The organism is Bradyrhizobium sp. WYCCWR 13022 (assembly GCF_030435535.1).
Taxonomy (GTDB): Bacteria; Pseudomonadota; Alphaproteobacteria; order Rhizobiales; family Xanthobacteraceae; genus Bradyrhizobium.
Genome location: NZ_JAUIZJ010000017.1, coordinates 1 through 14,683, shown reverse-complemented (window position 1 = coordinate 14,683; position 14,683 = coordinate 1). Strand labels below are relative to the sequence as shown.

Sequence of the window (14,683 nt, the reverse complement as noted above, 5' to 3'; positions counted from 1 at the left end):
GCTACTTCCTAATACTACTCCGTGGCTCCCTCACTTGTTCTTGCCGTGACGCAAAACTTGGAGCCCCAGGCCCGGCCGGGGGCCCAACTGAGCGTTGAAATGGCTGATTGAGTCATAAGGAGAGCGCATGAGGCGTGTTCTAATCTCAGGCGTTGGGGTCGCAGGGCCGACCCTGGCCTATTCGCTGAGGGAGGCGGGCTTTGAACCAACGCTCCTTGAGCGGGCACTTGCTCTGCGCAGCGGGGGCTATGTCATCGACTTCTGGGGGCTGGGCTACACCATTGCCGAGCGGATGGGATTGCTTGCGGAAATCAATCGCGACGGCTACCACGTCCACGAGTTGAGGATCGTGGATGAAGCCGGCCATCAGCTGGCGGGCTTTCGCGCCGCCGTCTTCGCCGAATTGACAGGCGGACAATACATCACCCTTCAGCGCAGTCGCCTCTCGCATCTGCTGTATGAGCGGATCGACGGGCGCGTTGAAGCCATTTTCGGAGACGAGATCACGCTCGTTGAAGAGAAACTCGATTGCGTCGAGGTCCTGCTGAAGCATGGTGGCAAGCGCAGGTTCGATCTTCTCATTGGCGCCGACGGACTGCATTCGGCGGTGTGCAAGCTCGTCTTTGGACCAGAGACGAGGTTCGAGCGCCATTTGGGCTATGTGGTGGCGGCCTTTGAGGCTCGCGGTTATCGACCGCGTGACGAAGACGTCTATTTGATCTACGGCCAACCGGGACGGATGATCGGCCGCTTCACGCTGCGGGACGATCGGACTCTGTTTCTTCTCGTGTTCGCTGCCGATCGTACCACGTTGCCGGAAGCGCCGGAGGCGCAGAAGATGTTACTGCGAAGAATCTATGGCGAAGATGGCTGGGAGTGCGATCGGATGCTCGCCGAACTCGAGCGCCCCGGCGAGCTCTACTTCGACGCCGTCAGTCAGATACGGATGCCGAATTGGTCACGAGGGCGGGTGGCTCTCATCGGCGATGCCGCCTTCTGCGTATCGCTGCTGGCAGGCCAGGGGTCGGCGTTGGCGATGATTTCAGCCTATGTGTTGGCCGGCGAACTCGCCGCCGCCGGTGACCGATATACCGAGGCCTTTGCTCGTTACGAGACCCTGATGCGGGGCTATATCGAACGAAAGCAGCGTGGCGCCCAACGCTTTGCCGGAGCGCTGGCGCCGCGGACGCCTTTGGGGATAACCTTTCGCAACCTCGTGGTCCGGAGTTTCTCCGTACCCGGGTTGGCAAGATTGGCAATCGGAAGAGACATCGCCGACGAGCTGGAGCTCCCCAGCTATCGCTGGCCCGAGCACCAGAGGCGCGCCCAACACAGAGACCCAACTATCAGCATTTAGAACTACAGCGGCCGCGCTGCGACCGAATTAACCCGACTGGTCGCCAGGCTCTTCGGAGCCAGCAGTTGATGACGTTGTATCGTGAGCAAGAGGGACGAGATGCCTTCAGTTCTGACTTACGGCGCCAGAAAGGTGTTGATCGGAGGCCGGGTCAACTCGTCTGCGGAGAAGCGCAAGGTCAGCCTTCTCGCTCTTTGTGGTCTTGCCTTGGTGATTGGCGTCATGACCGGACTTGGCGCCGTTGGCTTTCGCGCTCTGATCAGCCTCGTGCACAATCTTTCGTACAAGGGCGCGCTGAGTATCGTTTACGACGCAAACATCAGCGAGGGTCCCAGTCCTTTCGGTGCGTATGTCTTTTTTGCTCCAGTGATCGGCGGTCTCATCGTCGTCTTTCTAGTCAGGCGCTTCGCTCCGGAGGCCAAAGGTCATGGCGTACCCGAAGTGATGGACGCCATCTTCTACAAGTGCGGAAAAATTCGCGGCTCCGTCGCTTTGGTAAAAGCGTTGGCGTCCGCGGTTTCGATCGGAAGCGGCGCCGCCGCCGGCCGCGAGGGGCCTATCATACAGATAGGCTCCGCCCTTGGCTCAGCCTTTGCCCAGCTCATTGGTCTCTCAACCCGGCAAAGGATCACGCTGCTGTCCGCCGGTGCCGGTGCAGGCATTGCCGCAACTTTCAACACTCCGCTCGGCGGCGTGCTGTTTGCTCTTGAAATTCTCCTGCCGGAAGTGTCGAACCGGACATTCCTTCCGGTGGTCGTCGCCACCGGCGCTGCGACCACCATCGGGCGCGTGCTGATCGGTCCGGATCCGGCCTTTGCAGTGCCGGATGTCCAGTTCAGCATGGTTGCATCGTTCAATGGGCAGGAAGCGATAGCGTTCGTCATGCTCGGCGTGATCTCTGGAGCCGCGGCCTGGGCGTTCATCCGTCTGCTCATGTTCATGGAAGACGGTTTTCCGAGGTTGTCCAAGAACGAGTATGTTCAGAACGTCATTGGCATGTCCTCCGTTGGTCTGATGATGGTGCTCCTGACCCATACGTTCGGACACTCGTATATCGACGGGGTGGGGTATTCGGTCATTCAGGAGATACTGGATCACAAGATGACCGCGGCGGGGCTATTGGCGTTGCTGTTCGTGCTGAAGCTGCTCGCGACGACGGTCAGCCTGGGCTGCGGTGCGTCGGGCGGAATCTTTTCACCATCGCTTTACCTCGGCGCTACACTTGGGGCCGCTTTTGCAGCTGCAAGCAGTTCGATACTGCCGCATTCGGGGCTGACGCCATCCTCTGCTGCGATTGTTGGGATGGCGGCGATTGTCGGCGCAGGGACGGGTGGCGTCATGACGGCAATCGTCATGGTTTTCGAAATGACGCGCGATTATGCAATCATCGTTCCTGTGATCGTTGCAGTGGCGTTGGCGGCGGCCGTCAGGAGGGCTCTCGTCAACGAAACGATCTACACGGCCAAACTGCGACACCGCGGGCATCGCATTCCCAAAGAACGACATATCAATCTCTACCTTGTGAAGCAGGCTCAAGACATAATGGAGAAGCGCTTTATCGTGGCCCGGGTTGGCACCACACTCGAACAAGCAATGGCGGCGGAAGATATCGATAACGCACTTCCTATCGTTGTCGAGCGGGAAGGCCGGATTGTCGGGCTCATTCCGCCGCGTTCCGGCTTACGGCCGGAGTCGCAGTCGAATCCGGCTCTCGTCGTCGAGCAATTCGTCGAGCGGAGGATGGTCATTTGCCGCGACCAGGACCTCTTGAGCTTAGTTTTTGCCAGGCTGAAACGCCATCGGGCCGGTGCGGCGATCGTTGTCCGCTCCGCTTCGCGCCCCCGGGTGAGCGATATCGCTGGCGTCCTCACGAAACGGGTGATTGCAGATGCCGTCATCGACAGCTACGAGGATTGAGCCCCGTAATGAAGCCTCGTCGCCCCGCCGCTCAGGCCTCTCGAGGCGAGACCTATTGTCCTACCGTCCGCTTCGCGACCCATCCCAGAGTCGAGCCTTGAATGATGATGCTGAACAAGACGACTGCATAGGTCGAAGCCAGGATGGCGGCCTTGGCCGGGCTATCCGGCACCGAAAGCGCCAGTGCGACGGAAATCCCGCCTCGAACGCCGGCCCAAGTGAGAAAGGGAGCGTTGCGGAGGGACAGCAGCTGAGTCCATCCAAACAGAAACGGCTGGACTGACACGGCGACAAACCGGGCGAAGAGAACCATGGGAACGGTGGCTGCCGCGAGACCGAAGCTGCGGACCTCAAAGCGCAATATCAAGGTTTCGAGTCCGATAAGCAGGAAAAGGACCGAGTTGAGGATCTCGTCGATGAGCGTCCAGAGCGCGAAGAGATAGCGTTGGGTCCTCTCGCTCATTGCATATCTCGGTCCGCGGTCTCCGATGAGCAGACCTGCGGCGACCATAGAGAGGGGGCCGCTGACGTGCAGATGTAGCGCAAGTGCGTAGGTTCCGGTCACGAGCGCGAGAGAGATTAGGACCTCAATGGCATAATCGTCGATGAGCCGCATGGCGCGATAGGCAACATAGCCGGTCACCAATCCCAGCGCTATTCCGCCACCAGCTTCGCGAATCAGCAACTCAGCGACATCGGCAGCGGACACCTGAGCGCCGTCACCAGGGCCGGCAAAGCGAAGCATTATCGTGAACAGAACAATCCCGACCCCATCGTTGAACAATGCCTCGCCCTCCGTCTCGATCTGCAGCTCTTTCGGCACGTTGGTGTTGCGAAGCGTGCTGAGGACGGCGACAGGGTCCGTCGGGCTGATCAAGGTGCCGAACACGAATGCCCACGCCAGCGAGACGGGTAGGTCCATGAACCCGCAAATGGTCCAGAACATCAGTCCGACAAGGGCCGTCGAGATTGAAGTGCCAAAAACAGCCAGAAGAAGCACCGGAAATGCACGGCTCCTGAGTGTCTCGAGATCTACGTGGAGAGCGCCGGCGAACAGCAGAAATGCAAGCATGCCGTTGACCACGACTTCCGCAAAGTCGATCTGCCGAAGCCCGTCAGAAAGCTGCTCTAGCAGGTGAACCGTAGGAACTGCTGCATCCAGGCCGATCATGAGCAATGATGTCAGCACACTCATCACGAGGAGGCCGACGCTGCGGGACAGCGGCAGGAATTTGTGATTGAGCCAGCCGAAGGCTGCTGAGAGCGTCAGCAGAACGGCGGCGATATCCATCAATGAGAGCACAGGTGTTCCGTCGTTCTTGCGAGAGTTTCGGCGCGTCACAATCGCACACTTGGCGCGTCGGGATCAGCGCGTTGTGTTTGGCGCCCGCGAAGAATGATCGCGACGTCGATTGACTACATCCTCATTCACTCCGCACCCATTGGATCAACATTGAACTGCCAACGTGGGCATACGACAAGGGAAAATCATGAAGAAACTTGCCTAGGGTCTCGCGGCTGCAGCTTCGCTTGCAGCAGCACAGTCCCTGGTTCCTACGAACGCGATGATCGGCACCTCAGGTCGGCGCTACGGCTGCGAGCAAGACGCTGCAGCTTTGGTACCAATATGATCATCACCATCATCGGAGGCTCTGCAGGGTGAAGACCATAGGCAGCGCGGGTATCACGGTCGGCGAATCGTCAAGCACGTGCGTGTTCGTCGACAGGCGCGAACGAAGAGGGGGCCGCCGATGCGGCGGCCCTCTTAACCGACGAGCTTCGCACAAAGCGGGTCGATGTTGTTGAAGGTCAGCTGTGCCCTGAAGGCAACGTGCTTACATCGGAAGCTGACGCTGCAAAGCCCTCGAAAAGCGTCGAGCCGCGACCTTCAGGGCCGGAGCGCCGAGGGCCACAACCAACATGCCGAGCAGGAGCAGCGCCCACATAGTATCCATGATGAGACAGTCTCCTGTCTGGTCGAACTTCAAAAGCTGATCCGGCGGCGTTTATGGCGGATAGGCGGTTCGATGATTTGCAATCAAGCAATAGCAAAGGCCGAGAACAGCAGGCAGGCAACGTAGACGCAAGCGAGGCAAATGCCGGCGGTTCTGACCATGGTATCATCGACGTGGGACCGCGGCCGGCCGGCAAGCTTGGGCAACTTTTCGTAGCGTGCAAACAACCGTCGCCCCATGCGGCCTCGGAACAGTACATTTCTCATACGTGCCTCCCAGTGGACTGAGCCGGGACGACTGGTCCCATCACAGGAGCCGGGTCGGTCTCAATCGCACCGAAAAGGATAGTCTGTGCGACACGAATGGGCAGTCGGGAGATGAGCACGCTTCGTCGGGAAAATCCTGACGTCAATCCGGGCGATATGCTCTGCTGGAGTGGTTCAGACTTGATCCGCACTCTTCGCAGGATGACCCAGCCACCCTAATGCGACGCCATAGCGCACGATGTCGGCCCGCGTGAACAGCCCAAGTTTTTCCACGGCCCTCGCCTTGTAGGTTTCGACTGTCTTGATGCTGATGCTCAGCTGATTGGCAATCTCCTTGTTGCTGAAACCCTGTGCGATCAGTCTGAGAACCTCGCTTTCGCGCGGTGTCAATTCGCTGGTTGCGGCGGCGCCCGAAGACGAATGGGCGCCCTGCGTAGATGGAAGAGCCTTCTCCGCGATTGCGGGGTCCAGATACAGTCCGCCACCGGCTATCGCGCGGACGGCGCGCTCGAGTTCGTCGGCCGCCGAGCGCTTCAACAGATAGCCACGGGCTCCCGCCTGCAGCATGGGTTGGACGTAGGCGTGATCCTCGTGAACGGTCAGCGCGAGCAGACGGACCTGGGGCAATTGAGTTGCCAGCGTGCGGGCGATTTCCAGCCCGCTGACGCCTGGAAGCGAGATATCCAAGATGGCAATGTCGGGTGTGGTCTGTCGAATGACGTCGAGCGCGGCCTGTCCATCGGTGGCCTCGCCAACGATCTCGATATCATCCACGTCCTGAAGCAGGGCTTTCATCCCCGCCAGAACCAGCGGATGATCGTCAGTCAACGTGATCCGGATCGGGCACATAGCCCATCTCCTCTGCTGGCAGCGGAATTCTCATGAACAGCGAGGTGCCGTGTCCGGGTTCGGATTCGATCGCCAACGATCCGCCCAGCAGCGTCAGACGCTCTTCGATGACGGACAGGCCCAATTTTGCATGGCGGCCGTCACTACGGGAGAACCCCTTCAGGTCGAAGCCGTTGCCGTCGTCTTCGACGACGATCCTCAGCTCTGTTGTGCGCCGATCAATCACTACACTGACGTTTCTCGCGCGGGCGTGCTTTACCACGTTGTTGACGGCCTCCTGGACGGCCCGATAGGCCGCTATTTCGACATCCTGACCGAGGCAATCCCTTTTGCCCAGCGGCTGAAAATCGACACTCATCCCGAAGCGGCGCTGGATTTCGGCACAAAACGCTTCGAGGGCCTTGTAGAGGCCGAGATCGTCAAGGGCAGTCGGCCGCAGATCCGCGGCGACTTGATGGATATCGCGGCCGATCCCCCTTGCCAGCCCTTGCAACCAATTGAGCTTTTCCAAGCCGAGCTTGCGTCTCTGGCTTGCGCCGAAGAACGGCTCGAGGCCCTTCAGGCCGAGAAGGAGCCCCGTGACCGTCTGGCCGATCTGGTCGTGGAGCTCTCTTGCGATCCGACGGCGTTCGTTCTCCTCCGCCTCCGAAAGACGTCGGAGCAACTGCTGCCGTTCCAGCTCGGCCCGCTTGGTCTCATCGATATCCAGGATGACCCCGTATACCACGTCCAGATTTTTTTCGTCGCGCCGGGAGAGACGTCCGCTGGCTCGCAGCCATCTGGCATGAGGGGGAGCGGTACGAAAATCGGCTATCGCGACGTTGCCCGAACGGCAACTGAGCAACGACGCCTCAAACTTCTGTTGGTCAGCAGGATCGATGCTGCTCAGCATCCTGTCGATGGGCAGGCTCATGTCGCCGTCAGAGCGCGAGCCTTCTATCTGGAGCATCTCGCGTGCGCGGGGCGATACGAGCGCTTCTCTGGTCGTAAAATCCCAACTGAATACGCCGAGGTCTGCCGCATCGATCGTCAGCCTGCGTCGCTCCTCACTGGCACTGAGCGCCAATGCCGCCTGCGCCTCTTGCTCTCGCCGGCGAAGCGAGATGTCGCGAATCGTGTACCACGCCAGCGTGAGGGCCAGTACGAAGCTCAGGACTCCTCCGCCGGCGAGAAAAATCGCAGAGCGTTGCACCGGACCGTTGAGTTCCTGCGTCGGTATTCCAAAATGGACCGACCATCCGCTGGTTCCTGGAATGACTTTGTAGATCGAATCGACCTGGTCGCCGGCGGGTGTGATCTTGACGTAACTTCCTTCCGGCGCGGAGGCGATCGCTTCGCGGACCGTGGCGCTTGCAGATTGCCCGAGTTCGGATTGCTCGCCGAAAGTCCGGGCCACGATATTGCCCTTGGCATCGACGACGAAGCCCACCCAACCTGCCGGTGCTCCTGCGCTCTTCAAGATCTGGTTGATCGCATCGGGTACTAGAGCCACGGTCAACACAAACTTCAACTGCCCGTCGCGTTCGACCGGGGCCCTGACCGCAACCACACGCTTGCCAGTGAGAGGACTTCGGGGGCCAATTCCGCCGATCGCCGCTTTCCTCGTCTTCAGGATTTGCTCGAAATTATCGCGATCGGCGATGACGCGCATTCCGTCTCCGAGCGGGCGGCTAACGTCGAGCACCTGATTTCCATCGGGGTCGACGAGCTGGATCGTCTGCCATAGCAGGCGCGCTTCGTTGATGCGGGTAGCCTCGCGATAGAATGCATCGAGATCCGGCTTATCGAGCGTCGCGGACGCTGCAAGAGTTTCGGCAATCTCGAGCTGAAGACTTATTTCGGAAGCCAAGCGGTTGACGACGTTGTCCAGCGTCTCCACCGCGGCCGTCTGCGAGCCGCGGCGTTGCTGCTGAGCATTCAGGAATACGACCCACCCTGCAAAAAGCGCCAAGGGCATGGCTGCGGCAATGAAGACAAGGATCAGGGGGCGGCGCGCCGCGCGCCGGGCGCTCGACGCCGGCCTTTCCAAGCCGGCAGGCTTCAAGTGAGACGGCCAAACAACCACGTTTCGGCTCTTCCTCGACGCTTCTGTTGCAAGTCAGGCTTTTCCCGACATACCCGATGGTCACCCTGACTCCCAGGATGCTTCGATCCAGCCCATGCTACAGGCAATCATTGTTGCGGTCTAGAATTTGGCTTGACATGGAACATTCATCATCGCCGCGGCTGTCACTCGATGACAAACTCAACGTGGGGCAGCCCCGCGAAGATGACACTTCCTGCGTCGTTCGCCGAAACGAGCTTGTGGCACGGCTGTCGGCCTCGTCGCGGTCCCGCCTGCTCGATAGCTGCGAGACGGTACCTCTGAACAAGGGGCAAGTTCTCTACGATCGCGGCATGCCTTTGCGATATGCATATTTCATCGAGTCGGGCGGATGTTCCGTCACGACCCGAGCGGGCGACTGCTTGCCCGTCGAGATCCATATCCTCGGGATGAAGGATTTCGTCGGTGTGCCGCTTGTCCTCGGCATGCACGTCTCGCCGCATCGCTGCAGCGTACGAGCGCGGGGTCAGGCGCTGCGTATCCCTTCCGAGCAGCTGATCCCCCTGATCAAGCGAGACGTCGAGATCGAGAAGCTGCTTCTCGGCTACGTGCAGGCGACGCTGATTCACAGCTCTCAATTGTCGGCTTGCAATGCCAGACACTCGCTGCACCAGCGCTTGGCGCGCTGGCTGCTGGTTGCGAGCGATAGGCTCGGGTCTCTTGAGGTGCCGTTTACGCACAGCTATATCGCCAATGCGCTCGCGGTCAGACGCGCCGGAGTTACGGTTGCTCTCGGAGATATGGTGCGCGAAGGCGTGGTCAGATGTCGGAGAGCGGGATTGGTTGTAATGGACTCGACCAAGCTCAAGGCGATGTCGTGCGATTGTCAGAGCATCATTCTCGCGGCTCACAGCCGCCCGTGTCCGGTGCCGCCCCTGCGCATTGCATATTCTCGGTAGCGTAGCGGCGGTCTGGTTCATGCGAACAGTGCCGAGGGTTCGAGGGTAGGTTGGCAGAGAGGCGGGAAATGTCGTCGCAAGATATCAAGATGCGAACTGACGCTGAGGTCCTGGTGGCTGCCGTGGAGGAGGCCCAACGACTGCTCGCTGCTTACGAGAACCCCTCCTGCCACCGGACCAGAGATGACATCATCGCCATGGTCGAGTTCATCATTTGCAACCCCTCCGTCACACGCGCGATGCTGCGCCAAAAAATGCGCTGCCGTCTCAAGCTGGTCGGATGAATGTGCGCGGGCGTACCGCGAATCCGACGATACGAAACTTCCGATCGCGACATGAGTTGACGATGATCCGAAAACAGAAGGAGAAATCGTCGTGAATAGAACTCTCTGCATTATCGCATCGGCGATGCTGATGGCCACACCAGCCATGGCGCAAGCCCCCCAGAGTGGTGCGACAGCTACGGCGCCCAATATGCAGTCATCGACTGCTTCGACTGCATCGATGCACAAGCAAGGCGAATGGCGTGCGTCGAAGCTCGTCGGCGTGAACGTCTACAACAACAGCAATGAAAAGATCGGAGACATCAACGATTTGATTCTGGATTCCAGTGGCCGTGTTGCCAGCGTGGTGATCGGCGTTGGTGGCTTCCTTGGAATGGGCGAGCACAATGTTGCCGTAACCTTCGATCAGCTCAAATTCTCGAAAGAGCCGGCGAAGACGGCTTCGAACGATGCTACCGGCAAGACCGGCACCGCCAGCTCGGTGACGACGGGAAGCGCGGCGACGTCGGCAAATCGCACTGACAACTGGTATCCGGATCACGTGGTTCTGAATGCCGACAAGGATCAATTGAAGAAGATGCCTGAATTCAAGTACTGAGACCGATAGCGGTCACACTTTCATCGCGGGCTGGCCGAGGCGGTGTCATCGCAGATGACGCCGCCTCTTCGGTTGCCTTCGAGTGTGTGATCGACCTTGTTTGCGTTGATTCGAACGCAGCCTTGAACTTCCGGTTTGAATCGATCAGGTTGCGCGGCGCTGGCTGAGGTCGATGATGTCCGATGAAGAGCTGCCCGAAGACGTAAGAGAGCTGGTGCGCCTCTACATCCACTCTGTGGCGCAGCTGGAGGCTCTCTTGTTCTTCCGCAAAAGTATCGGTGAGAGCTGGAACGTGGAAACTCTCGCTGCCCGCCTCTACGCGGGTAAGGGGGAAATGGCCAATGCCTTGGCGTCCCTGGAGCGGGACGGCTTTCTGCGGAGCGACGAAGAGAGCTACACGTTTGCACCTCAAAAGGAGTTGAAGCTGGTCGTGGATAGCCTGGCGAAGGCTTATTCACGTCACCTGATCCCCATCACTAACATTATCCATAGCAAGCCGCGCCGCATCCAGGAGTTCTCCGACGCCTTCAGGATTCGAAAGGACTAGTGATGGCCACGGTGATTTACAGTCTTTGCGCTGTCACGAGCGGCTTCTGTGTGTGGCTGCTCGCTCGGGCATATGCCGGTAGCAGGTCGAAACTACTGCTGTGGAGCGCGGTCTGCTTCGCGGGCCTGACCCTGGAAAACGGCGCTCTGTGGGTCGACAAGATCGTATTTCCTCAGATCGATCTTTCCACCTTGCGTCTATCGATCGGGCTCTTCGCGATGACGGTGTTGCTCATCGGCATGGTATGGGAGGCCGAGTGATGGACCACCTAAATCCCGTTTTATCAGGAGCGACGGCGTTCGCGTCACTTCTGGCGAGCGTATATTTTCTGAAGTTCTGGCGTAAGACCGGCGACGTGCTTTTTCTGTTCTTCGCCGCGGCCTTCGCGATAGATGCAGTTGCGAGATTCATCCTGGCGGTGGTGCAAGTGACGAATGCGAGCGAGCCCGTATACTTCATCCCGCGGCTGATCACCTTCAGCTTGATCGCGCTTTCCATCGCCGGGAAGAACGCGCTCCCGAAGAAGCGGAAATGAAGGGGGACTCAGAGCCATGAGTCATGCGCCGGAACAAGATGGTACAGTTGCGTACCAATGGCCGCCGATCTCGCGAGCCGCGGCTTGCTCAACGTCGGCCGTGGAAAGATACTGTGCGGGGGGATTCCATGATCAGCACAACGAGCCAAACGACACGGAACGCATTTCCGCAGGCGTACTGCCCGTCTTGCGAGCAAAGGACGCCGCATCGGCATGAACGATTGGCCATCCGAGGAGCGCAAGTAGCACGTGCGGTTTGCCTCAGCTGCAACGTTGAGCGTGGCGGGGCCGAGCCAGCTAAGCAATTCGTCAAACCGGGCTAACGATCGGGCGGGCTTAGCAGTCGTCTGCGCCACGCTGCGAAACCAGCAGGGCAGCGCCCATGTGCCACAAGAGCTGCGCTCGTTCGGAGAGCCGAGCAATCATTGGTGGAAGGCCGGGGTAAAGCCGGAGTGATGTCGATTTCGTACAAGCAGTTGTTCCGCTATGGCATTTTCGGCCTGGCGGTAGCCGCAATCGTCGCTTTCGGAATCTCTCCCTTCACGGGAGGGATTGTACAGCAATGGTCGCGAAGCGATGTCGAGGCTAGGTCCAAGCTGGTGTTCAATGCCATCGGGCCGCTGCTTAGCCGTGAAGTGGAAGACCGGGCCTGGGATCGCCTGGCGGATCTTTTCAAGCGGGTGGCGCTCGACAAGAAGATTCTCGCGGTCGGATTTTGCGATCCGGAGGGGGCGTTGATCGCGCCGACGCCGGAGATGCCGGCGAACTTCTCGTGCGAAAAATCGGCGAAGTCGGAGAGCGAAAGCTTCGCGAGCATAACCAGCGGCGGACGGCGGATTCTCGTCGCTGCCTTTCCGGTTCAAAGCAGCAGGGGGCGATCCTATCTCGTCATCCTGACCGACCTCAGCTTTGCGGCCGCACGATCCAGCCAGGTGCTGGCATATCTCCTCGCCGCGCTTGCCAGCGTCGTTCTGGTTTTGACCGTCGGCACGATCATCTTTGCCGTTCTGATGATGCGAGGGTGGATGGACGCCTTACGCCGCGCGGTCGACGAGGTGCGCCAAGGTGCTGGGGGAGGGGCGCTGGAGCTGAGAGGTTCGTCGATTGATCGCGAAATTCACAAGCTGCTGCGCAATGCCGATCAGGTCCCGCTTACGAACCAAGTTGAGTGGACGCCAAAATCGCTTCAAGAGGTGCTCAACAGCGTCCTGCCGGGGGCCGAGGTTCTCGTCGTTTCCAATCGGGAGCCGTACATCCACAACGCGTCGGGAGCGGGGAGCGTGGTACAGCGGCCGGCAAGCGGCTTGGTCTCGGCGCTGGAGCCGATCATGCGAGCGTGCGGCGGCACGTGGATCGCCCACGGCAGCGGCAGCGCCGATCGAGAGGCTGTCGACGAAAACGATAGAATCCGCGTGCCCGAGGCAGCCCCAGCTTATACGCTTCGACGGATATGGATCTCCGAGGAAGAGCAGGACGGTTACTATTACGGCTTCGCCAATGAAGGGCTTTGGCCGTTGTGTCACATCGTGTTTGTGCGGCCGACATTCAGGCTGAGCGATTGGCAGATGTACCGTCAGATCAACCAGCGCTTTGCCGATGCCGTCGTTGCGGAGGCGCGTTCCGAGGACCCCGTCGTTTTGGTCCAGGATTATCATTTCGCGCTCGTTCCGAGAATGATCCGCGAGCGCTTGCCGAAGGCGACGATCATCACGTTCTGGCACATTCCATGGCCGAATGCAGAGACCTTCGGCATATGCCCATGGAAGCGGGAGATCATCGAGGGAATGCTCGGCAGCACGATTATCGGATTCCATACCCAGTTCCACTGCAACAATTTTATCGAGGGTGTCGATCGCTTCGTGGAAAGCAGGATCGATCGCGAGGTGCAGGCGATCAGCCTTGGGGGACACGAGACCAGGATCCGCGCCTATCCAATTTCGATCGAATGGCCGCCGAGAGAGCTGGAGAAGCTGCCGGCTCCATCGGAATGCCGATCCAGCGTCGTCGCGCAGTTCGGGCTCGAGGAGGGCACCCGGCTCGTCGTCGGCGTCGAACGCTTCGATTACACCAAAGGCATTCTTGACCGCATGCGTGCCGTGGATGCGCTCCTATCGCGAAATCGGGCCTGGAGAGACCGGCTTGCATTCGTTCAGGTCGCCGCGCCGACGCGCAGCAAACTTACCTCATATTTGAAGCTCCAAGCCGAAGCAGAGGCGCTGGCCGCCGAGATAAATCAACGGCATCCCGGCCGCCAACCCGTGATTCACCTGATCGCGCGGCATTACGAGCCTTCGGACGTCTTTCGCTTGTTCAGAGCAGCCGATGTCTGCGTCGTCAGCAGCCTGCACGACGGGATGAACCTCGTTGCGAAGGAATTCGTCAGCTCGCGAGAGGACAATGCCGGGGTCCTCATCTTGTCGAGCTTCACTGGCGCGTCGCGAGAATTGTCTGAAGCGCTCATCGTCAATCCCTATGACACGGAAGAAATGGCGTCAGCGATTGAAGTCGCACTGATGATGCCGGTCCAGGAACAGGCCGAGCGAATGAAGCTCATGCGGCAGCAAGTCAAGGAGCATAACGTGTACCGCTGGGCAGGCGCGATGCTGGTCGACGCGGCGAGAAGTCGGACCCGCGAGCGTGTTCTTGGTTTAGCTGCCAAGGCGCGCCTGAGCTCTGAACTGATCTGATCTGTTTCCCGAACTCAATCTTTCGAAGAAACACGGTACTATAGCGCACAGATCCTTCTTTCCACGGCAAGCAGCCAGCGTGCACGTTAGTGGTTCACGAGCGCTTTGCGACGGGGCGGGGAAAGCAAGACGGGCATGAATGTGGTGATCGGAACTGTCATGATCGTAGCTGCAATCGTCTTGATCCTGATCGGACGCCCAAACCGCGCGGGTGAACAGCCGAAATTTCTACGTTTCGAAGCAGCGGTAGTCTTCTATCCGCCGGTCATCCTGTCGTTTCTCGGTCTTGGCGCGGCAGCTTTGATCTCGGGTTTACTCACCGGATAGGCCGCCGATCGCTTGCCGAGCCGCGTCCCGGAGGCTTCTGCTGTTTTCGTACCTGACAATCGTGTTGCCATTGTCTGGCATGCGCTGACTTGCGTGTAGCGAAGCGCTCGACGGTCAAGTTCGGCGGACTTTCGGGAAGCTGACCAAGGTCCTAAAGCGGGATGAGGTTAGGTTGAATCGATTTGGGATTCCCAAATCAGCTTGTTTCTGATTCACCATGCTGGCTGGATAGGAGGCCAGCATGGATGGGCAAGCCGTATTCTCTGGATCTCCGTAAGCGTGTCGTGTCCGCGATCGAGGGCGGGATGTCCCGCAATCGAGCCGCCAAGCAGTTTGGGGTGGCGATCAGCACGGCCAT

At 59.4% G+C, this 14,683-nt stretch carries 14 protein-coding genes; 11 read left to right on the top strand and 3 right to left on the bottom strand.

Annotated features, from left to right (window positions below):
- Positions 1-127: 127 nt before the first annotated feature.
- The gene (locus QY049_RS24215; protein ID WP_301269989.1) at positions 128-1,357 is read left to right on the top strand and encodes an FAD-binding domain; all 1,230 of its coding nucleotides are present in this window, start codon (positions 128-130) and stop codon (positions 1,355-1,357) included.
- 99 nt (positions 1,358-1,456) lie between these two features.
- A complete protein-coding gene (locus tag QY049_RS24210; protein WP_301269988.1) occupies positions 1,457-3,274 on the top strand; it encodes a chloride channel protein in 1,818 nt (605 codons plus the stop codon).
- 52 nt (positions 3,275-3,326) lie between these two features.
- On the opposite strand, the gene QY049_RS24205 is transcribed toward QY049_RS24210, so the two are convergent.
- The 3 genes from QY049_RS24205 to QY049_RS24195 form a co-directional block, all read right to left on the bottom strand.
- On the bottom strand, positions 3,327-4,577 hold the full coding sequence (locus QY049_RS24205) for a sodium:proton antiporter (protein WP_301269987.1): 1,251 nt from the start codon (positions 4,575-4,577) through the stop codon (positions 3,327-3,329).
- A gap of 1,092 nt (positions 4,578-5,669) precedes the next feature.
- On the bottom strand, positions 5,670-6,344 hold the full coding sequence (locus QY049_RS24200) for a response regulator transcription factor (RefSeq protein WP_301269986.1): 675 nt from the start codon (positions 6,342-6,344) through the stop codon (positions 5,670-5,672).
- A complete protein-coding gene (locus QY049_RS24195; RefSeq protein WP_301269985.1) occupies positions 6,316-8,388 on the bottom strand; it encodes an ATP-binding protein in 2,073 nt (690 codons plus the stop codon). Before QY049_RS24195 ends, QY049_RS24200 begins: the two co-directional genes overlap by 29 nt.
- 158 nt (positions 8,389-8,546) lie before the next feature.
- Between QY049_RS24195 and QY049_RS24190 the strand changes: the two genes are divergently transcribed.
- The 9 genes from QY049_RS24190 to QY049_RS24150 form a co-directional block, all read left to right on the top strand.
- Complete coding sequence (locus QY049_RS24190; RefSeq protein ID WP_301269984.1) at positions 8,547-9,347, top strand: Crp/Fnr family transcriptional regulator; 801 nt, start codon at positions 8,547-8,549, stop codon at positions 9,345-9,347.
- Between the two features lie 68 nt (positions 9,348-9,415).
- The gene (locus QY049_RS24185) at positions 9,416-9,631 is read left to right on the top strand and encodes a hypothetical protein (RefSeq protein ID WP_301269983.1); all 216 of its coding nucleotides are present in this window, start codon (positions 9,416-9,418) and stop codon (positions 9,629-9,631) included.
- A gap of 91 nt (positions 9,632-9,722) precedes the next feature.
- A complete protein-coding gene (locus QY049_RS24180) occupies positions 9,723-10,229 on the top strand; it encodes a PRC-barrel domain-containing protein (protein WP_301269982.1) in 507 nt (168 codons plus the stop codon).
- Between the two features lie 175 nt (positions 10,230-10,404).
- The gene (locus QY049_RS24175) at positions 10,405-10,776 is read left to right on the top strand and encodes a hypothetical protein (RefSeq protein ID WP_301269981.1); all 372 of its coding nucleotides are present in this window, start codon (positions 10,405-10,407) and stop codon (positions 10,774-10,776) included.
- A gap of 2 nt (positions 10,777-10,778) precedes the next feature.
- Entirely contained in the window at positions 10,779-11,036 is a 258-nt protein-coding gene (locus QY049_RS24170) for a DUF5985 family protein (protein ID WP_301269980.1), read from the top strand.
- On the top strand, positions 11,036-11,311 hold the full coding sequence (locus QY049_RS24165; RefSeq protein WP_301269979.1) for a DUF5985 family protein: 276 nt from the start codon (positions 11,036-11,038) through the stop codon (positions 11,309-11,311). Before QY049_RS24170 ends, QY049_RS24165 begins: the two co-directional genes overlap by 1 nt.
- Positions 11,312-11,766: 455 nt before the next feature.
- Positions 11,767-13,998, top strand: a complete 2,232-nt coding sequence (locus tag QY049_RS24160) for a trehalose-6-phosphate synthase (protein ID WP_301270073.1) — start codon at positions 11,767-11,769, stop codon at positions 13,996-13,998.
- 135 nt (positions 13,999-14,133) lie between these two features.
- On the top strand, positions 14,134-14,325 hold the full coding sequence (locus tag QY049_RS24155; protein WP_301269978.1) for a hypothetical protein: 192 nt from the start codon (positions 14,134-14,136) through the stop codon (positions 14,323-14,325).
- A gap of 245 nt (positions 14,326-14,570) precedes the next feature.
- On the top strand, positions 14,571-14,683 hold a 113-nt coding region (locus QY049_RS24150), incomplete at its 3' end, for an IS630 transposase-related protein (protein ID WP_301270072.1).